This is a genomic window from Vibrio sp. 10N.247.311.51, assembly GCF_041467855.1.
GTDB lineage: Bacteria > Pseudomonadota > Gammaproteobacteria > Enterobacterales > Vibrionaceae > Vibrio > Vibrio coralliirubri.
The window spans coordinates 40833-60890 of the sequence record NZ_JBFSVK010000016.1 but is presented as its reverse complement, the minus strand read 5'-3'; the positions used below and the strand labels follow the sequence as shown (position 1 = coordinate 60890).

Annotated in this window: 16 protein-coding genes; 7 read left to right on the top strand and 9 right to left on the bottom strand. The window is 45.0% G+C overall.

The window, feature by feature from the left end; all coding sequences use genetic code 11:
- Nucleotides 1-91: 91 nt before the first annotated feature.
- Entirely contained in the window at nt 92-2068 is a 1977-nt protein-coding gene (locus tag AB6E85_RS15210) for a bifunctional 2',3'-cyclic-nucleotide 2'-phosphodiesterase/3'-nucleotidase (RefSeq protein WP_048618628.1), read from the bottom strand.
- A 414-nt stretch (nt 2069-2482) separates the two neighbouring features.
- On the opposite strand from AB6E85_RS15210, the gene cysD reads away from it, so the two are divergent.
- The 4 genes from cysD (at nt 2483) to cysC (ending at nt 7311) form a co-directional block, all read left to right on the top strand.
- The gene (gene cysD, locus AB6E85_RS15205; RefSeq protein WP_258954156.1) at nt 2483-3427 is read left to right on the top strand and encodes a sulfate adenylyltransferase subunit CysD; all 945 of its coding nucleotides are present in this window, start codon (nt 2483-2485) and stop codon (nt 3425-3427) included.
- An 18-nt stretch (nt 3428-3445) separates the two neighbouring features.
- Complete coding sequence (gene cysN, locus AB6E85_RS15200; protein ID WP_017058887.1) at nt 3446-4876, top strand: sulfate adenylyltransferase subunit CysN; 1431 nt, start codon at nt 3446-3448, stop codon at nt 4874-4876.
- A gap of 65 nt (nt 4877-4941) precedes the next feature.
- Nucleotides 4942-6666, top strand: coding sequence for an SLC13 family permease (locus tag AB6E85_RS15195; protein ID WP_017067554.1), 1725 nt, complete (start codon nt 4942-4944; stop codon nt 6664-6666).
- A gap of 24 nt (nt 6667-6690) precedes the next feature.
- Complete coding sequence (gene cysC, locus AB6E85_RS15190; RefSeq protein ID WP_017067555.1) at nt 6691-7311, top strand: adenylyl-sulfate kinase; 621 nt, start codon at nt 6691-6693, stop codon at nt 7309-7311.
- Nucleotides 7312-7475: 164 nt separating this feature from the next.
- On the opposite strand, the gene AB6E85_RS15185 is transcribed toward cysC, so the two are convergent.
- The 7 genes from AB6E85_RS15185 to AB6E85_RS15155 all read right to left on the bottom strand — a co-directional run bounded on the left by AB6E85_RS15185 (nt 7476) and on the right by AB6E85_RS15155 (nt 13200).
- Nucleotides 7476-8384 carry a TIGR03899 family protein gene (locus tag AB6E85_RS15185; RefSeq protein WP_372080581.1) on the bottom strand — a complete coding sequence of 303 codons (909 nt, stop codon included), beginning with the start codon at nt 8382-8384 and terminating at the stop codon, nt 7476-7478.
- A gap of 514 nt (nt 8385-8898) precedes the next feature.
- The gene (locus tag AB6E85_RS15180; RefSeq protein WP_017058892.1) at nt 8899-9414 is read right to left on the bottom strand and encodes a DUF3299 domain-containing protein; all 516 of its coding nucleotides are present in this window, start codon (nt 9412-9414) and stop codon (nt 8899-8901) included.
- 14 nt (nt 9415-9428) lie between these two features.
- Nucleotides 9429-10688, bottom strand: coding sequence for an ABC transporter permease (locus AB6E85_RS15175; protein WP_048605937.1), 1260 nt, complete (start codon nt 10686-10688; stop codon nt 9429-9431).
- Nucleotides 10685-11401, bottom strand: a complete 717-nt coding sequence (locus AB6E85_RS15170; protein WP_017097559.1) for an ABC transporter ATP-binding protein — start codon at nt 11399-11401, stop codon at nt 10685-10687. Before AB6E85_RS15170 ends, AB6E85_RS15175 begins: the two co-directional genes overlap by 4 nt.
- Nucleotides 11402-11542: 141 nt before the next feature.
- A complete protein-coding gene (locus AB6E85_RS15165; RefSeq protein ID WP_372143150.1) occupies nt 11543-12226 on the bottom strand; it encodes a DUF2796 domain-containing protein in 684 nt (227 codons plus the stop codon).
- 41 nt (nt 12227-12267) lie between these two features.
- On the bottom strand, nt 12268-12558 hold the full coding sequence (locus AB6E85_RS15160) for a DUF2607 family protein (protein WP_372143149.1): 291 nt from the start codon (nt 12556-12558) through the stop codon (nt 12268-12270).
- A 90-nt stretch (nt 12559-12648) separates the two neighbouring features.
- On the bottom strand, nt 12649-13200 hold the full coding sequence (locus AB6E85_RS15155) for a YtfJ family protein (protein WP_048605931.1): 552 nt from the start codon (nt 13198-13200) through the stop codon (nt 12649-12651).
- A gap of 253 nt (nt 13201-13453) precedes the next feature.
- Between AB6E85_RS15155 and AB6E85_RS15150 the strand changes: the two genes are divergently transcribed.
- Nucleotides 13454-13654: a DUF1107 family protein gene (locus AB6E85_RS15150; RefSeq protein WP_048612597.1), complete on the top strand. Its 201-nt coding sequence runs from the start codon at nt 13454-13456 to the stop codon at nt 13652-13654.
- A gap of 110 nt (nt 13655-13764) precedes the next feature.
- Here AB6E85_RS15150 and msrA read toward each other — a convergent pair whose 3' ends face one another.
- A complete protein-coding gene (gene msrA, locus AB6E85_RS15145; RefSeq protein WP_372143148.1) occupies nt 13765-14394 on the bottom strand; it encodes a peptide-methionine (S)-S-oxide reductase MsrA in 630 nt (209 codons plus the stop codon).
- A 195-nt stretch (nt 14395-14589) separates the two neighbouring features.
- Here msrA and AB6E85_RS15140 point away from each other — a divergent pair, with 195 nt between their 5' ends.
- Nucleotides 14590-16302, top strand: coding sequence for an autotransporter assembly complex family protein (locus tag AB6E85_RS15140; protein ID WP_372143147.1), 1713 nt, complete (start codon nt 14590-14592; stop codon nt 16300-16302).
- The gene (locus AB6E85_RS15135; protein ID WP_372143146.1) at nt 16299-20057 is read left to right on the top strand and encodes a translocation/assembly module TamB domain-containing protein; all 3759 of its coding nucleotides are present in this window, start codon (nt 16299-16301) and stop codon (nt 20055-20057) included. The genes AB6E85_RS15140 and AB6E85_RS15135 overlap by 4 nt, the downstream gene beginning before the upstream one ends.
- The last annotated feature ends 1 nt before the right edge of the window (nt 20058 follow it).

Below are 20058 nucleotides of genomic sequence, written 5' to 3'. Positions count from 1 at the left end.
AGGTTTTGGAGTGAATATTGAGAAGAAAAGAAAAAGGCTGAGTCGTTAAACTCAGCCTTTTAGAAGGTTAACTATGGATTACTGAAGCAATCTATTTAGTTAGATCAATCTGGTAAACAGCGAAACCAACATCGTCAGTCGCAACACGTTTCATCGGGTATTGACCCTTCTCTTTGATGAACTCTGCTGCTTTCTCGCTTGGCGACGTTTCAAAGCGGATATCTAGTTTGTTATCTGTTTTGATTGGTGCAAATGACCAGTTGTTGTCAGCCGTTGGGCTTACTTGACCTTGCTCTTTGCTTACGCGAGAGATGTAGTTTGCAAGAACAGTACGGTTCTCATCTGGTGCATCAAATGCGATGAAATCTTCACCTGTACCTGGGAATTTAGCACTGTATGCACGGTAGTTGTTGGTTGCGATCAGGAAGTCTTGCTTCATGTCGATTGGCTTACCTTGGTAAGTTAGGCCAACAATACGCTGTGAATCAGGGTTAACCACTTTACAGTTTGCATCGTATTTCGCAGGTTGAGTTACGTCGATTTGGTAATCAACACCGTCGATAACATCGAAGTTGTAAGTACGGAAGTTATCCCACTCGATCAACTGTTGTGGTGCCGTTGAGTTAACATCCACTTGGTTGAACTGACCAGCAGAACACTCAAGCCACTCTTTTACTTCGTGACCTGTTACCTTCATTGCAACTAGCGTGTTCGGGTAAAGATACAAGTCAGCTGCGTTACGGAATGTCAGTTGGCCAGATTCAACTTCAGTGAAGTTCGCTGGGTCATTCTTACGACCACCCGCTTTGAATGGTGCAGCGGCTGAAAGTACTGGCGTACCATCTAGGTCAGGGTCACCTTGGATGAACTGCTCAACGTAATCTTTCTGTGCAAGGTTAACGATTTGAACTGTTGGATCGTCTTGTACTAGAGACAGGAAGCTGTACATCACGTCGTCTGCTTTACCAATCGGTTGGTTAACAAACTCACGAGTACCTGCGTGGTCTTTTTCTAGTGCTGTTACGATGCCTTCATCAGCTGCAGCAAGCGATTTCTTCTCGATCTTGTCGTAGATAGGGCGCGCTTCTGATTGGCCTTTCACCACTTCCCATTTACCGTCTTTTTGTGCAAGTGTTAGATCCATAACACCAACGTGGCTACCCCAACGACCTGGCATTACTGCCGCAACGCCGTTCATTGTACCCGTTTCGTTGTCGATGCCTTGGATGTCATCAAAACCTTTACCTGGGAACACGGCGTGAGAGTGGCCGAATGCGATTGCATCGATGCCGTCTACTTCAGATAGGTAGAACGTTGAGTTCTCTTCGCCATTTTTGTATGGGTCCGTTGATACACCTGAGTGAGGGATAGCAACGATAACTTCAGCGCCTTCCGCTTTCATTTGAGGCACTAACTCGTTAGCTGTCTCAATGATATCGCGAGCGATTACTTTACCTTCAAGGTTCTTCTTATCCCACGTCATGATTTGTGGTGGAACGAAACCGATGTAGCCGACTTTTACTTCATGCTCTACGCCTGCAGTATCTTCAAACGTGTGCGTCTTGATGATGTAAGGCGTGAAGTAGTGTTCTTTGGTTTTTGCGTCGTAAACATTAGCACTGATGTACGGGAAATCAGCATCGTTGATTGACTCTTCTAAGAACTCAAGACCGTAGTTGAATTCGTGGTTACCTAGGTTTGCAGCGTCGTAGCTTAGCTGGTTCATAGCTTTGTATGCAGGGTGAACCTCACCAGCTTCGATGCCTTTGTCTGCCATGTAGTCACCCATTGGGCTACCTTGCAGCAAGTCACCGTTATCAACTAATACGCTGTTGGTTACTTCGTTTTGAGCTTCTTTTACTAGAGTTGCAGTACGTGCTAAGCCGATTTTTTTCGATGGCTTGTCTTTGTAGTAATCGTAATCCATTAGGTTGGTATGGATGTCCGTTGTCTCTACGACACGTAGTTTAATCACTTCATCGGTATCTGGTGTTGTTGTACAGCCTGCTAGAGTCAAACCAAGACCTGCAAGTACAGCCAATGACAAAGGTTTCATTGCAACTTTCATTTTGTAGCTCCAAAGTGGATAGTAGAAAATTCGTTGCGTAATGTAACAAAATGGAATGAAACAATGATTACAACGAATGTGAATTCGTGACTTAGATCGATTACTTTATGGTGTTCTGCAAGACGCCTCCCAAACCTGCTTAATCGATGCGCAACTGATATCGATAATATTAGTCCATTCATTTCACCTGCTTATCGATAAATTAAATCCCTTATCAGCTTTTCGAATAAAAAATGAAATTTTAGAATTTCCAGTAATATGAGAGGCTCGTCATAATGCTTATATCAAGGACGTATCAGGCAGACGAATAGCAAGGATAGCTCAACACGAAGCTTCTGTTTTCTTCTAGTGCCAATACTCCCATTCACTCAAGTGGATGAGTTAAATCCCATGCTTGGCAAGACCAAGTAATGAATTGCTCGTAACGCGAGCCTTAAAGGAAGCACTGAAATGGACCAAGAACGTTTAACCCACCTAAAACAGCTCGAAGCGGAAAGTATTCATATTATCCGTGAAGTGGCGGCTGAGTTTGATAACCCAGTGATGATGTACTCCATCGGTAAAGATTCTTCTGTGATGCTTCATTTAGCTCGCAAAGCGTTTTACCCAGGCAAGATTCCATTCCCACTATTACACGTTGATACAGATTGGAAATTCCGCGAGATGATTGAGTTTCGTGACCGCACTGCAGAAAAGTACGGTTTTGACCTTTTGGTACATAAGAACCCTGAAGGTATCGAGATGGGTTGTAGCCCATTCGTACATGGTTCTTCGAAACACACTGACATCATGAAAACTCAGGGCCTTAAGCAGGCGTTAAACAAGTATGGGTTCGATGCGGCTTTCGGTGGCGCGCGTCGTGATGAAGAGAAATCTCGAGCGAAAGAGCGTGTTTACTCTTTCCGCGATAAGAACCACACATGGGATCCAAAAAACCAACGTCCAGAGTTGTGGCACACCTACAACGGTCAGGTGAATAAGGGCGAAAGTATTCGTGTATTCCCTTTATCAAACTGGACTGAACTGGATATTTGGCAATACATCTATCTAGAGAGCATCGATATTGTTCCGCTTTACCTTTCTGATAAACGCCCAGTTGTTGAGCGTGATGGCATGCTGATCATGGTTGATGATGACCGCATGGAGCTGCAAGAAGGTGAAGTGATTGAAGAGAAAAGCGTTCGTTTTCGTACTTTAGGCTGTTACCCACTAACCGGAGCGGTTGAATCTGAGGCGAATACGCTAACAGGCATTATTGAAGAGATGCTGGTGGCGACGTCTAGTGAGCGTCAAGGTCGAGCGATTGACCATGATCAGTCGGGCTCTATGGAGCTGAAAAAGCGCCAAGGTTATTTCTAAGAATCTAAGGAAAGAAAAATGAATAGTGCAGTAGAAGCCGAATTGGCTGAACTAGGGATTGAAGGTTATCTAAGTCAGCATCAGCATAAATCTATGCTTAGATTTTTAACTTGTGGCTCGGTAGATGATGGTAAAAGTACGCTGATCGGTCGCTTGCTCCATGATACAAAACAGATTTATGAAGATCAGCTAGCTGCGGTTCACTCGGATAGCCAACGAGTGGGAACGACAGGTGAGAAGCCTGATTTGGCACTGCTTGTTGATGGCTTGCAGGCTGAGCGTGAGCAAGGCATCACGATCGATGTGGCTTATCGCTACTTCTCGACGCAAAAACGTAAGTTCATTATTGCTGATACCCCAGGGCATGAGCAGTACACGCGCAACATGGCAACAGGCGCTTCAACGTGTGATCTAGCGGTGATCTTGATTGATGCTCGTAAGGGCGTTCTGGATCAAACCCGTCGTCACTCGTTTATTTCTAACCTGCTTGGTTTGAAGCATTTCATCGTCGCTGTAAATAAGATGGATCTGGTGGATTACGCGCAAGATCGTTTTGAAGAAATTCGCGATGAATACCTAGAGTTTGCAGAAAACCTAGAAGGCGAAACCAATATTCAGATCTTGCCAGTATCGGCGCTTGAAGGCATCAACGTTGCTGCACCAAGTAAAGAGCTTGCATGGTTCGAAGGCCCATCTCTGCTAGAAGTGTTAGAGAACGTCGACATCGATCAAAAGCGTTCTGCGGGTGAATTCCGTTTCCCAGTGCAGTATGTGAATCGTCCGAACTTAGATTTCCGTGGCTTTGCTGGCACCGTTGCCTCTGGCCGAGTCAGTGTTGGTGATGAAATCAAGGCGCTGCCGTCGGGTAAAACCTCTAAAGTTGCACGTATTGTGACTTTTGATGGTGATTTGGAATCTGCACAAGCGGGCTTGGCGGTAACACTGACCCTTGAAGATGAGATTGATATTAGCCGTGGTGATTTGATTGTGCTAGAGAACGCGCAGATTGAATCCACTAACCACGTATTGGCTGACATCGTGTGGATGACTGAACAACCACTGCAACCGGGCAAAGCTTACGACATCAAGATCGCAGGCAAGAAAACCGTTGGTCAGGTTGAAACAGTTCGTCACCAATACGACATCAACAACCTATCGACTCACGCTGTCGATGAGTTGCCATTGAATGGCATTGGCTTGTGTGAATGGTCACTGAACGAGACTGTCGCGCTAGATAAATACCGTGAGAGTGCCGATACCGGTGGCTTCATCGTTATCGACCGACTAACCAACGTGACGGTTGGCGCGGGTTTGATTCGAGACCGTTTGGACTCAGTTGAGCAGCAAGTCGGTAATTTCTCTGCATTTGAACTTGAGTTCAACGCATTGGTTCGCAAACATTTCCCTCATTGGGATGCCAAAGATCTAAGCCAACTACTGAAGTCATAAACGACCAAGTAACAGCTTATTGAATCAGGCGGAAACCGATCGTTTCCGCCATAAAGGACGGGTATATGTGGCAACAAGGATTTGTATTAGCGATTTTGCTCGGCATCATTACTTGCCTGCTCGTTACCCGTATTAAGCCAAGCTTTATCTTTGCTGGCGCGGCGTTTATTGCTTTTATGGCTGGCATGATCGACTTGTCGAGCCTAGCCAATAATTTCACTAACTCCTCGTTACTGACTTTAATTCTTCTGATCCTCGCATCAAGTGCGTTGGAGAAAACTCGCTTAATCAGCTGGGTTAGCCGCAATATCTCTGAAGGTAGGTTAGGTACCGTGGTTGCGAAGTTGGGTATTTCCACAGCGTTACTTTCTTCTTTTACTAATAACACGGCGGTAGTTGTTTCTTTGATCGGGGCGATCAAACGTAATCAACAGCACGCGCCGTCTAAGTTACTTATCCCTTTGTCATACGCTGCCATCTTAGGTGGCACCCTGACACTGATCGGCACCTCAACCAATTTGATCATTAATAGCTTTGTTGAAGACGCAGGATTGCCGAGCTTAAACTTTTTCACACCAACCTTGATCGGTTTAGCGGTCTTGGTCGGTGGTGTGTTGATCCTTATCCCTCTGAGTTACTTCTTACCAAGCTACGATGATGGCTCCCAAGATGATTTGCCTTACTTTCTAGAAGCAAGAGTGGAACCTGGCTCACCGTTGGTTGGTCGTAGCGTCAGTGAAAACAACCTCAGAGCATTGAGAAAACTGTTCTTAGCGGAAGTGATTCGCGACGGTAAAACCACGGCTTCGATAGACCCTGACTTCATACTTCAAGCTCGTGACCGATTGCTGTTTTGTGGCGATGTCGAGAGCGTGGCGACACTGCAAGAAATCCAAGGCCTGACTCTGTTTGGTCAGCACCACTTGAACGGCCAGAGCTTCGTTGAAGTGGTGGTGAGTTCGTCAGCAAGCTTTTGTAACAAAACCCTGAAAACCAGCCAATTTAGAGACCGTTTCGATGCGGTTGTGGTTGCTATTCGTCGTGGTCATGAACGCCTTGAAGGTGGCCTTGGAAACATCACATTGACCGCTGGTGATACTTTGATTTTGGTTCCAGGTAAACGCTTTGAAGAACAGCGCCAACAACACAATAAAGAGTTTGTGTTGATGAATGACTTAGATTCGAGTGCCAAGCTTGATGCCGATAAATCGACGTTCGTGTTGCTCGGCTTTGCCAGCGTGATTGGTTTAGCCCTTATCGATGCAGTGCCAATTATCAAAGGCTTAGCTGGTTTTCTACTGTTGCTGGTGGCATTTGGCGTGGTACAGCTGGGTGAGCTCCGTCGCCGTTTTCCGGTTGATATTGTGGTGATCGTGGGCTCTGCACTTTCTATTGCTCAACTGATGATTTCATCGGGTTTGTCTGAGCGCATGGGGCTGATGTTCATGGAGGCGTTTAATGGTTGGGGCGTATTCGGAGCGTTAGTTGCTACCTACTTTATGACCTTGGTTCTGACGGAGCTGGTGACCAATAATGCGGCCGCAGCACTCTCATTTCCGATTGGCTACAGTATGGCAGTAGGTTATGGCGTTGACCCTATGCCGTTCATCATGGCGGTACTGTTTGGTGCCAGTGCCAGTTTTATCTCTCCATACGGCTACCAAACCAACTTGCTTGTTTATAGCGTAGGTAATTACCATTTAACGGATTATCTACGTATCGGCATTCCAATCTCGATTGTTTATTCGGGCTTGGTGCTGACCCTAATTCCTTACTTTTTCCCATTTTAATGCTGTTTATTTAAAGGACTAATTATGACCGCAGTACTCAAACCCAAAGATGAGAATGTTGTGTGGCATCAACACTCGATTGATAAAACATTTCGCGCGGATCTGAAATCACAAAAGCCAGCAGTGCTCTGGTTCACGGGGCTGTCTGGTTCTGGTAAATCGACAGTCGCAGGTGCATTAGAAAATCGCTTGGCACAGCTTGGTTACCATACTTATTTATTGGATGGCGACAATGTGCGTCATGGCTTATGTAGTGATCTTGGCTTCTCTGAGCAAGATCGTCGAGAGAACATCCGTCGTATTGGTGAGCTTGCTAAATTGATGGCAGATGCAGGCTTGATCGTGTTGTCTGCTTTTATTTCTCCACATCAAGCGGAGAGGCAGTTGGTGCGAGACTTATTGCCGGAAGGTGAGTTTCTTGAGGTGTTCGTCAATACGCCATTAGAGGTTTGCGAACAGCGTGATCCTAAAGGTCTGTATAAGAAAGCACGTGCCGGAGAAATCCCGAACTTCACAGGTATTAGTTCAGTGTACGAAGCACCTCAGAACCCTGAGATTGATCTACCCGCAGGTGAGAAGACTCTCGATGAATTGGTTGAACTGTGTATTGATGCGTTGGAGAAGCGAAATATTTTAGCCAATTGAGAGCGTTGGTATGACTAAGGCTGTCCACTTACTTATCGACTTATTCATGACTGATAAGTAATACAGCCTTGGTTTACCGAGACAAGAAACCTATCCTCTAGATTCTCTTTATTCCTCTCAATACTTCACTTTTTACACCGTCTATTCTTTGCACCGTCAAGTGTCTAGACGGTGTAATTCACGCTGCTTTTCACTTCTGTCTGAACCGTGAATTTCTGGCTCAGTAGAGCAATCAGTTGGTCGTAGTACTGCGAGTTTGGCTTGTTGCCAAGCAAGGTACAAAGCTCATTACCGGTTGGGCTGAATCGATAGTAAACCAGCTTTACCCCTTTTGATAACGGTGCCAGCGACATGCTCTTACCTTGATAGGTTAGGTGCAGTGCTGGGTCGAAATCAATCTCACCAGACTCTAACTCTGTACCCAGAATAATCCCGAGCTCTATCAAGTGGAGTAGGCTGGAGTAGGGCAGGTTGTGTCCACCAAGGTTGATGGTGTTGGTGGTGTCCCTTTTGCCAAAGCTGAATAACCCAGCATGAGATTTAAAACCGAGTAAGAGCTTTCTGCTGTTATCGCTACCAAAGCTACAACCCAGTGATGCCGCTCTTTGTAGGGTTAACGCTTCTTTTGGTGTCATGTCTTTTAAGATTTGCAGTGCCTTCATCGACGTCGAGCCTGGGTTGGTGACTTCTCGTTTCAGTACTTGAGCCCATAGCCTCTGCATCGATGTATTGTGGATCTCTTGTGCCATATCGAAGAAACGGTATAGCCAGTCCTGATCTGGGTCTCCAGCCGCTTCATCCTTACACGAAGAGTGTGCCAACTTTAGAATCTGTTCTAGGTTCTTTTGGCGAAGCTCTCTACGTTTCTTCTCTCGCAATAGTGCCCGTTCGATAAGCGTACTCTCAGCTTTATCGTTTGGCTTTGCACTATGACTAATTAAGGAATCGAGGCCGAAGCTTTGTGCGATGTGCAGCATTCTGCTGGCACTGTCGGCAATATGAGGCTTTTTCTCATGCTTATGCTGTGTGTCGCTAGCATGCTCAATGATCACTGGCTGTTTGGTTTCTGACATAAGAGTACCGTTAGGAGACGACTCAAAACCAATCGTAGTAAATAATTGCTCGCTCTAGCTTGTTAAAACGCTCGATAAATCCGTTAGAATTTTTGATTGTAGAATAACTACTTATCAAAAAGATCCGCCTTGTTCTCAAGCCTTTTTTCTACGCTATTTCTGAACACTTACTTATTGTGATTGGTATAACTGTCTAAAATGTAACTCTTTATCTTATTGGTGGCTAGATTTTGCGTGCAGAGTTGAAGGTTTCAACAAAATTTTACTTTTGCTAATGATAATAAAATGTTAAATTTGTTGTAATTCTCAAGGAGGAGTTATGAATCAAGCCAATGATAACAAGCTGAAGAAACAGCTTAGTATAGGGTTATTACTCGCGACTTATGTCGCTGTTCTAGCTTACTTATCTAATTACATCGCGTAATTCAGAAGAAAATTATCGTTATTAAACTGTTATTGAATGATCACACTCGTTCAGTGACGGCAGCTCATCCTTGAGCCACCCTTCTAATGACTACATGTCGTCATATTCTTCAATCGCAGTACCTTCAATAAGATAACCGGTTTGCGCTAAGTCATGGCTGATTGACTCAGTTTTCAGCGTTCCGACCAAATAGATTACATCCCATAACTGCTGTATTGGTGCACCTTTCGGGAACTTCACGTAGATGATTTGGTTCGGTGGCGGCGGTGGCACGTGGATACATGCGCCAAAGTACGGTACCAGCAGAAACTCAGTGATCATATTCTCATCACCTTCCAATGGAATCACAAAGCCAGGAATCTTCACTGTGCTGCCATTCAATTCTGGGCGAACAGCACCAAGTGTCGATTGTTGAGGTTTATCCATACTATTGTGGTCAACCATCGGCATACCAAATGAATCTAGCTGAGCGCGCTCTGATTCCGGAATCAAATCAATCCATTCAAGTGTTAATACCGATTCGTCATTCTGAGTGGTTTCAGCGTGAGCTGTACTGATAAATGGGAACAGAAGTAGCCCAAGTATCAGTAGGAATTTGCGTTGCATCGTAGGTTCCTATTTTAGATTCGAATCGTCATGCCATCAGACAATGACTGGCGGTAAGCCCTGAAAGCGGGAATAAAGCCGATAATGATTCCAGCAACTTGTACCAGCATAAGCAGTTTCCACTCATGCGGTGTGATTGCGGATATCGATATGTTGATACCATAGCTTTGTTGCACAATAGGAGCAACCACTGCGATCAGCGCAAACAATACTGCAACACCTAATGTAATGCCAAGGAAGGTTAGCGCACTGGCTTCACTGATCAGTAAACCAAACACATGACGAGGTCTTGCGCCCATCGCACGTAGGATGGCCATCTCTCGGCGCCTTTCTTGCAAGCTAGTGAGTAGGCTACTGAGCATGCCCAATAAACCGGCGACGACAACAAACCCTGAAACAATCAGTAGTGCTTGTTCTGCTACAGCCATCATTCCCCACAATTCGTGAAGCGCAATGCCCGGCATAATGGCGCTTAAAGGTTCTTGGCGGTAGTTATTGATTTCTCGTTGCAGTGCGAAGGTTTGAATCTTCGAATTCAGCCCGAGCATCATCGCGGTAATCTGCTTCGGTTGGAAATCAAAAGTCTTTAAGGTTTCGGCATCCGGCGTGTGTCCTAGGTTAGCACCTGATTCCCAGCCAACATGAATTGCTTCGATTGCCTCTAGCGATACGTGTACGGTTTTGTCTACTGGTGTTCCTGTTGGCGCGAGTATTCCCACAATCTTGAAGGGCAGATTATCGTGACGGCTAAACGCAACATCACTGATACCGTGCGCAAGAATGATTTGATCACCTATTTTGTAATCTAGCTTCTTCGCTACATCGGCACCAATCACTACGTCAAATAGTTGATTAAACTCTTTACCTTGCTGAAAAGTAAGTGGTTGCTTACTTCCATAGCGATAGTTTTCAAAGTAACTATGATTTGTACCCATCACACGGAAGCCTTTGTGTGAATCGCCCAATGAGATTGGTATCGCCCACTTTACTGCGTTGTGCTGGCTAAATTCTTCATAGCTTTTCCAGTCGATGTTGTTGGTCGCATTACCGATTCTGAATACTGAGTAAAGCAGCAGGTTGACCTGACCAGAACGGCCACCAACGATAAGGTCAGTACCTGAAATCGTATTGGCGAAGCTGCTTTTTGCTTCGGTTCTAACGCGTTCTACGCCGAGCAAGAGAATGACAGATACCGCCACCGTGAGAATAGTGAGAATAGCCGTGGCTTTACGGTTGAGTACGCTTTTTAAGGCTAAGTGAGTAATTACTTTCATACGACAACCTTAGCTTGGTTAACGGTTTTTAAATCTATGGTTCGAGTGAATAATTTTTCTAGTGTTGGATCATGGCTAACAAAGATAAGAGTAGAACCTGCCTGGTTGGCTTGTTCTAACAACAGTTCGATAAAAGCTTCTCGGTTGTCATGATCCAAAGCCGAGGTTGGCTCGTCGGCAATAATGATTTTGGGTTGGCCGATCAAAGCACGAGCGGCAGCAACACGTTGTTGTTGACCTATGCTCAACTCGGTAACGGGCTTGTCCATTAAAGCTTGAGGTAGCTTTAATCGGAGTAACAACTCTCGAGCCGTCTCTTGTAAGCTTTTCTGGCTTTCAGCGACTTGCTGTTTACGAATCTGTGAAAACTGGCAAGGAAGCGTCACGTTATCGATAACTGATAGATAAGGAAGCAGGTTAAATTGTTGGAAAATATAACCAATATGATCGGCTCTGAATTTATCTCTTTGACGAGGTGTAAGCTGAGTGAGGTCTTGATCAAGGATAGAGACTTCTCCTTGCTCAGCTTGGTTGATTCCGGTCAGTAGCCCTAACAAAGTTGATTTTCCACAACCACTTGGCCCTTTAATAAAAAGGTGCTCTTGGGCTTGGATGTACAGAGAGGGGATCTCTAGCGTTGGTGGTAATTCAGGCTTCCAACGAAAGCTGATATTTTCGAGTTTGACCACAAATGATGAACTGTCAGAAGACATGCTAGCTCCAATAATTAAAGCGGTGTATCTACTGGACAGTAATTTGAAACATAAATTCCCCAGAACACACCGATTTGAACAGCCAAGTAAGCGATGACTTACCTGGCTGTTTATTTTACGTTTAATCCGATCTAGGAGTGATTAGAATCGGAAACTAATACGCTCTGCGTTAAGCACTTCTTGTACTTGAGCTGTGTCTGTTAGTAAGTTCACAGTCATTTTTTCTGTATTACCGAACTTAGAGAACCATTGAGTGCTAACTGTGTCTAGCTTAGCAACGTCTGAACATTGGTAATGGTACTCAACGGTGAACTCACCGTGGCCACCTTCTGAGTGATTATGACCTTCATGGTCGTGGTGATCGTGACCTTCGTGGTCATCATGATCGTGCTCAGCGTGGTCATGGCCTTTGTGGTCGTCATGATCGTGCTCAGCATGGTCATGGTCTTTGTGGTCGTCATGATCGTGTTCCGCATGGTCATGGCCTTCATGGTCGTCATGATTGCCTTCTAAGGTGTTTGCCACTGACTTGAACTTCAGAGTACAACTCGCATTGTTAAAACTAAACAGCTCTTCTGGCTTGTTTAATTGTGCGATAGCCTGCTCAAACACTTTCTTCTGTTCTGCAGTTTCTGGAGCATGTTCAAACCCAACCACATCCGCGCCTGGAGCTGTTACTTCAACAAGCAGTTCTTGCCCATCTTGCGCGATGTTTACTTCAACTTGACCATGTACGTGTGCATCATGAGAGCGGAATTCTTCGTTAGCTAGAACATTTGTAGAGACAGTCATGCCGATAACAACGGCTAAAATAGTAGGTTTCATGTTTTTTTCCTGAATAAAGGTTAATTAAAAAGTAGTGGTAATTAAGCGATATTTACAGGAGGTGAGCGTGCCAAATAAGCGAAATATAACCGCTGTAGTGAAGTTACTGACTCTGTGATAGCGACAGTAAATTCTGAATGGAACTCTGGAATCTGTGGTAGTGAGTGCGCTGTGATGAACTGATTAAGCGAAAACAGCTCACAATGGTGTGAGGTGTGGTGCTCTGGTGCGATATCCACGATGTGTGTTGCGGCTAACACGCTTAACATGAGCATAAGCCCAAGCAAGAAGCCTGTTTTGCGTTTCACATTGTTGGGTCTGTTTTGCCACATCAGGATGATTAACCACAGAATTAAAAAAGGATACTGTTATAATATAACAATATCCTTTGGTTAGGTCTCGAAAAAGACGCGAATATCTTATTAAAGACTCGCTTTAATCAACTCAATGACTTGAGTGACTTCTGATTCGTTTAATGCCCCTTCTTTTACAAACAAGATTTTACCTTGCTTGTCTTGAACGATAATCGCTGAGCTTTCTTCTTTTAGAGCCCATGATGACGCAACGGCGCCGTCTTCATCTAGGACCATAGAAGACCATGGAAATTCTTCTTTGCTGCTTTCGGCAGACGACTTAACAAAAGACCCTGTACCCCAAATCGCATCATCTTGGTTGATGATGGTAGTGGTTTGGTAGCTGTCTTCTGAGAACTTCGATGCGGTAATGGCTGCCATCAGTGGTGCGTTGAGCTCTTTAGAGCTGCTGCGGCCAGCGATAGCTTGAACGACGCGAACTTTACCTAGAAGATCATTGGTTGCCCAAGCTTGATATCCAGTATTTCCGTCGTTTAGAACAATCTCACCATAGTTACTAACATCGACGGCAGGCAGGGTAGCGCCTACTGATAGGTTGTGAGCATTGGCGAAGAGTGGAGAGGCTGCGGCTAAAAAAGCCAGTAGAGTTTTGTTTTTCATTATATTTTTGTTCCGCTTATTGGTTTGCACTGGAAGTATAATATGAAATTTGAAAAATGCCTCTTTAACTTTTTTATCGTACGACGTAGAAAGAAGTTGCAGGCTTGTTACCAAAAGGTATAATGCATCAATATCGAGATGAACAATAGATTATCTTGCTGTTTGCTAAAGGAATTAGCGATTAAATGTGCTTTGAACAGCGACGCTGTTCAGGTATGTGACTGTAGTACTCAAATGGAATTGAGGTTGTATTATGTTAAGAAAATTTTCTACTTACCGTCCACATCAGGTGGCGCGTTTCGTTAAAGTCCTGTTCAAAGGCCAATTTGCTATTGAAGGTGTTGGAGAGTTTCGCTTCGACCAAGGCAAGGTGCTTCTTCCTGAAGTTTCAGACAAACAAAAGCTCATTATTTTTAAAGAAGTTAACGGCACGATTGCTGCGTTGCCGGTGTAACTGCGCTTTATCGATTTGTTTGCACCGAATAGATTAACAATGAAAAGGGCTTCCTAATGGAAGCCCTTTTTTAATGCGTGTACTTTCTCGCTGGTATGTCGAACGGCACTTTATTGTGGAGGGAAGCAGACACCTGTTCCACCCAACCCGCAATAACCATTTGGATTTTTAGCTAGGTATTGCTGGTGGTAGGTTTCTGCGAAAAAATATTTTCCAGCAGGCAGAACTTCCGTCGTGATCTCGTTGCCTAAAGATTCAGTCATTGCTCGTTGATATTCACGTTTAGAGTGCTCAGCGATAGATTGTTGTTCTTCACTGAAGGTGTAAATCGCAGAACGGTACTGAGTCCCTAAATCGTTGCCTTGGCGCATTCCTTGAGTTGGGTCATGACGCTCCCAAAAGGTCTCAAGTATTCGAGCTAGAGAGGTTTGTTCACTATCAAATATGACACGAACGACTTCAGTATGGCCGGTTTGCCCAGTACATACTTGTTCATAAGTGGGATTAACCGTGTAACCGCCAGCGTAACCAACGGATGTTGAAATAACGCCATCCAATTGCCAAAACAAACGCTCAGCTCCCCAGAAGCATCCCATACCAAACAGGACTTCTTGTTGAGAGTCCGTAGGCGCATCGAGCAGGTCGGTTTGATTGACGAAATGGCGCTCAGTGATTCGAATTGGGTCAGCATTTCCCTGTAGTGCGGTTGCTGCAGAAACCAGTTGTTGTTTGTTTAGCATGTTATATTCCTTTTCGCATACGTTTACCGCGCTGGCTTTTATTTAACGTGGGTTCATATTAACTGTTGGTCAATATTGAATAAGTCTTTAAATTAGACCGTGTTATTCCAGGATTTATTACAGACTCAATGCCTATTTAGCGGTATTATTTCTTTTCACTTATTAACGTATTGATAACTTCTTCACCAATTAAACATGATAAGAAAAACTTTACCAGTTCTGATTGGCACTCTATTGTCATCGACGCTCGCTTTCGCTGACGTTTCCCTTGAAATTAAAGGGCTAGATGGAGCGCTTGAGGATAATGTTGATGCTTATCTGAGTGCGATCCCTGAAGAAGAGTATTCGGTTTCACTAAGATTCCAATCCCGCTTGGAATCTATGATTAAAGAAGCCCTGAATGCGTTAGGCTACTACCACCCTAAAATCACATTTACTCACTTCGAAGATGATACCGAAATGACCGTTACGGTTGAGCCGGGAGAGCCTGTTGTTATTTATACTTCAGATATCGTTCTGACGGGTGAAGCCAAAGATGACCCAGACTTTTTAGCCTTGATAGCGAAGAGTAGCTTGTCTAAAGGTTCGACTCTGAATCATGGTAATTATGACTCTTTGAAATCGTCGATCCGCAACCTTGGCTTAGCGAAAGGCTACTTCGATGGGGCTTATGACCTTAGTAAGCTAGAAGTGGCTCCTGAATTGAATCGCGCTTATGTTCGTCTTCATTACAACAGTGGTATCCGCTATCACTTTGGTACTACTCAGGTTACTGGTAGCCAGATAGAAGAAGATAAGGTGCAGTCACTTAAACCATTTGAGGATGGCGAGCCTTACTCAATCACCAAAGTCGGTGAGTACAACCAAAACCTGTCTAATACGGATTGGTTCTCTTCGGTATTTGTTGAACCAGATTTAAGCCAGTTAGGCGAAGGCCGAGAAATCCCGATGAAGGTTAGCCTTGCTCCGCAAGCTCGTAACCAAATCGAAACGGGTATCGGTGTCTCAACCGACCTTGGTGTGAAAGGCACTCTCAAATGGAAAAAACCTTGGGTTAATGATCGAGGCCATAGCTTTAATAGTAGCTTGTCGATCTCGAAGCCTGAGCAGACGATCACGGCTGCTTATAAAATCCCATTGGATGACGTACTTAATGACTACTACCAAGTTAAGTACGGTATGAAGAATTTGGATAATCGTGATACCAAGAGTTTGGAATCAAACTTAGCGCTAGAAAGATATTGGCGCCTGGATAACGGCTGGCAACGCACGGTGTTCATTCGATACTTGGTCGAAAACTATGAGCAAGGTTTGCAGGATGACTTGGCGCAATTTGTGCTGCCGGGTATTGCTTTCTCACGCACTCGAACACGAGGTGGTTCGATGCCGATGTGGGGCGACAAACAAACCATTATGTTTGAAGCTGCTGATGATACCTTGTTATCTGCAACTAAGGTTGTCCGTTTTCAAGGTCAAACCGCTTGGATTCGAAGCATTGGCGACAATCACCGAGGCTTAACTCGACTTCAATTTGGCGGCAACTTTGCTGACGAGTTTGATAAGCTATCTCCTTCCCTAAGATTCTTTGCTGGTGGTGACAATAGCATTCGTGGTTATGGTTATGAGTCGATCTCTCCTCGAGATGAAAGTGGTGCACTAACGGGTGCAAAATTCATGGCAACCAGTTCGTTTGAATACCAATACCGCTTGGTTGGAAACTGGTGGGGCGCAGCATTCTACGACATTGGTGATGCATTTAATGATAAACCTGAATGGAAACACGGCACTGGTGTCGGTGTTCGTTGGGCGTCACCTGTTGGTCCAGTGAGTTTAGATTTTGCTTGGGGTCTAGATGCAGCAAAAGGTGATGAGTTCCAGTTACACTTTAGTTTAGGGCCAGAATTATGATCAAAGTGATGGGCAAATTCATTAAGTGGACGTCGATCTCATTGACGTCTATTTTGCTGTTTTTGGTAGCCCTGCTAGGTTTTGTTTTGTTCACCAACCCAGGGTTGAACACTGTACTGTGGGGTGCTGAAAAAGCATTGCCACAACTTAAAGTGGAAAGCACCAAAGGGGCACTTTTTCCAAGTTTTACGCTTAATAATGTCCAGTTCAAAGATGATAGCCTTCATATCGACACCAAGGTTAAAAAGCTGAACTTGGCTATTAATCCTCGCTGTCTGCTCGACCCTAAGCTGTGTGTCGATCGTTTAGCGATTCAAGGGGTGGACTTCGCATTTACTGAGCTGCCTCCTGCCTCTACAGAAGAAACAGAACCGACTCCACCCGTAACATCGGTAAAAACACCGCTGCCAATCGTAATCAACCGTATCGCTTTGTCTGATATCAAGTTGAATATCTTAGGGCATGAAATTGAATGGAGCCTGTTCTCTACGGCTTTGAGCATGCAGGGCGAGAAGCTAACGGTATCGCCAACCTTATTCAATGATCTTAAGGTTAAACTCGCGGAGTCGACAGAAGAACCGCAAGCAGAAAAGGTTGAGCCAGAAGCTGCCGAGAAAACGGCTATCGAATTGCCGGAAGTCTGGATTCCTTTACAGGTTGTGTTGGAGCGTTTTGATCTCAACCGTTTCACCTTTGAACAAGAAACACCAATCGTTGTGAACCACCTTGGGCTAGAAGCTCGCGCGGGCAAACACATGGTTGATGTTTCAACTCTCGAACTCGATATGCCACAAGCCAGCGCAAACCTAACGACTAAGGTTGAGCTCAAGGGCGGTTATCCGTTAGAGCTTTCTTTGGATGCGTTAGTGAAAGAAACCGACCTTGCTGGGCAGAAGTTGTCTCTGAAAGCACAAGGCAGCGTGGCTAAGCTAAACCTAGACTCCCAATTTTCTGAGCTGATTGAGGCGAAGTTGTCAGGGGATATTCAACCCTTAGAACCGACTCTGCCATTTGACCTTCTTTTAGAGGGAGGACAAGCACAGTGGCCCCTTACCGGAAAAAGCGATTACCATGCGACAATTGAGCAATTCAAAGCTGATGGCTCACTAGATGGTTTCAATGTTCTTCTTAAAGGTGAAGCCGATGGTAAGGAAATCCCTGAATTAGCCATCGATCTACAGGGTAAAGGCACGACGGAACAAATTGAGCTCGAGCGTCTAAAGCTCAATACGCTAGGCGGTGAGCTTAACGGCGTCGTTAAAGCGAATTGGAAGAGTTTCGTTAACTGGCAAGCTGACGTGACACTCAAAGACATTCAGCCGGGCCTGCAATGGCCAGAAGCCGAGGGTAACATTAGTGGAAGCATAGTCACCTCTGGTGAGTTGACGGAAGCGGGCGGCTGGGCGATTGAACTGCCTAAATTGGATATTGAAGGGATCTTGCGAGAATACCCTCTGGATATCGAAGGTCAGTTGTCAGCGTCGGATCGCAGCGCGAGCGGTGAACCAAAACTGAAAACCAGTGGTTTGAGCTTAGCTCACGGTGTTAACTCGATTAAGGCTCAGGGTGAGCTTGATAAGAAATGGGATATGGGCGTTGAGATTAATTTCCCTGAGCTTGTAAAAAGCGTCCCTGATTTGAAAGGTAAAGTGATTGGTAACATCCAGCTAAGCGGTCCAACGAAAGAGCCTGAAGTCGATCTCGCTCTAAATGTGGATAAGGTAGATTGGAATAACGACGCAACACTAGAATCCTTGTCGCTTAATGGTTCTGTGGTTCCTCTGCCATTGCCTGAAGCTCAAGCTGATCTTGAATTAAAAGCTAACAACCTAACCTATCAAGATCAGAGCGTAGAAAGCATTGATCTCACGGTGAGTGGTGGTGAGAAGAAACACACAGTGACACTTGATGTGATATCCGACATCGTGTCTACAAGCTTAGCTATTTCCGGAGAGTTGATTCAAAAGCCTTCTCTTATTTGGGATGGGTCGTTAGATAGAGTCAAAATCACCACTCAGCAAGGCCCTTGGTTATTAGACCAACCTGTCGCGATAAAGGCGGATGTTGATAAACAGTTTGCCGATGTTCAAGCGCACTGTTGGAAACAATCGGGTTCGAGCGTGTGTTTGGATGAAGACGTTCGTGTCGGAAAATCGGGTGAGGCCAAGGTAGCCATCAATCAATTCGATTTCGATCAGATTAAAGCCTTTGTGCCTAAAGAGACGCAATTACAGGGCTTAGTCAATGCGACCGCTCATGCTAAGTGGTCTGAACAAGGTGAGCCTGAGGTTACGGTAAGCGTTGATATGCCGAAAGGTCAGGTTGTTCAACAAGTGGGTGAGCCAATTACACTGGGTTGGGAAAGCGTTGCATTGAATGCCCAACTGAAAGACAACAAACTGGATGCCGACTTTAAGTTGGATGTTTCCGACAATGGTGACCTGTCTGGCACGGTGTCGTTACCGAATATTCTTGCCGAAGACAAAATGGTCGATGCAGCAATTAAGTTGACCACGTTCCATCTTGATTTCTTACAACCCATTCTAGGTGAATACAGCCTATTGAAAGCCGACCTGGAGAGTGATCTTCAAGTTAAAGGCTCTTTGATGCACCCTCAAGTCTTTGGTCAGTTCTCGGTTGATGGTATTCAAGTGAAAGGCGATGTTACGCCTGTTGATGTGAAAGATGGCCGCATTGACCTCGACTTTGATGGTTATAGTGCAAAACTGGATGCGAATGTCGAAACGCCTGATGGTCACCTTGATATTGAGGGAACCGGAGATTGGCAAGATCTTACAGCATGGCACTCTAACGTTAGAGTTTTCGCTGATGAGTTGATGGTTGATATCCCACCTATGGTTAAGGTGAAAGTCGTGCCTGATATGACTATTGATGTCACACCAGAACTGGCGAAAATTACCGGTGATATTGCCTTACCATGGGGACGCATTGTTGTTGAAGACTTACCACCGTCAGCGGTTGGCGTCTCTTCTGATCAGGTTATTTTGAATAAAGATCTAGAGCCAGAAAACGAAGATACGATCCCATTCAATGTGATGACCAACATTAATATCTCCATTGGTGATGATTTTAAATTGTCTGCCTTCGGCCTTGAAGGTGATTTGGTCGGTAAGCTCAACGTGGCTCAAAAAGACCAAGGTCCATTTATTACAGGTGAAGTGAACATCGTCGATGGTACTTACCAATCATTCGGGCAAGACCTCTTAATCGAAGAAGGTAAGATTCTAATGAATGGTCCACCGGATCAGCCATACGTAGCCATCAATGCGATTCGTAATCCTGATAATACTCAGGATGACGTGACCGCAGGTATTCGAGTGACAGGCCCTGCGACAGAGCCGACCATCGAGATTTACTCTGATCCAGCGATGCCACAAGCGAACGCGCTGTCTTATATTTTGCGTGGCCAAGATATCGACGGTGAGTCGAGCGGTTCGATGACAACGACCTTAATCGGTTTGAGTTTAGCGAAGAGTGGTAAGGTTGTTGGCGAAATCGGTGAAGCCTTTGGTGTACAGGACTTGCAACTGGATACCGCAGGCTCTGGTGATGACTCTCAAGTGACGGTAAGTGGTTACATCCTGCCTGGCTTACAGGTGAAGTATGGTGTGGGTATCTTCAACTCGCTCGGTGAGTTTACCGTTCGTTATCGATTGATGCAGGATCTCTATGTTGAAGCTGTGTCAGGTCTCGACAGTGCTGTAGACCTTCTCTATCAGTTTGAGTTCGAGTAGA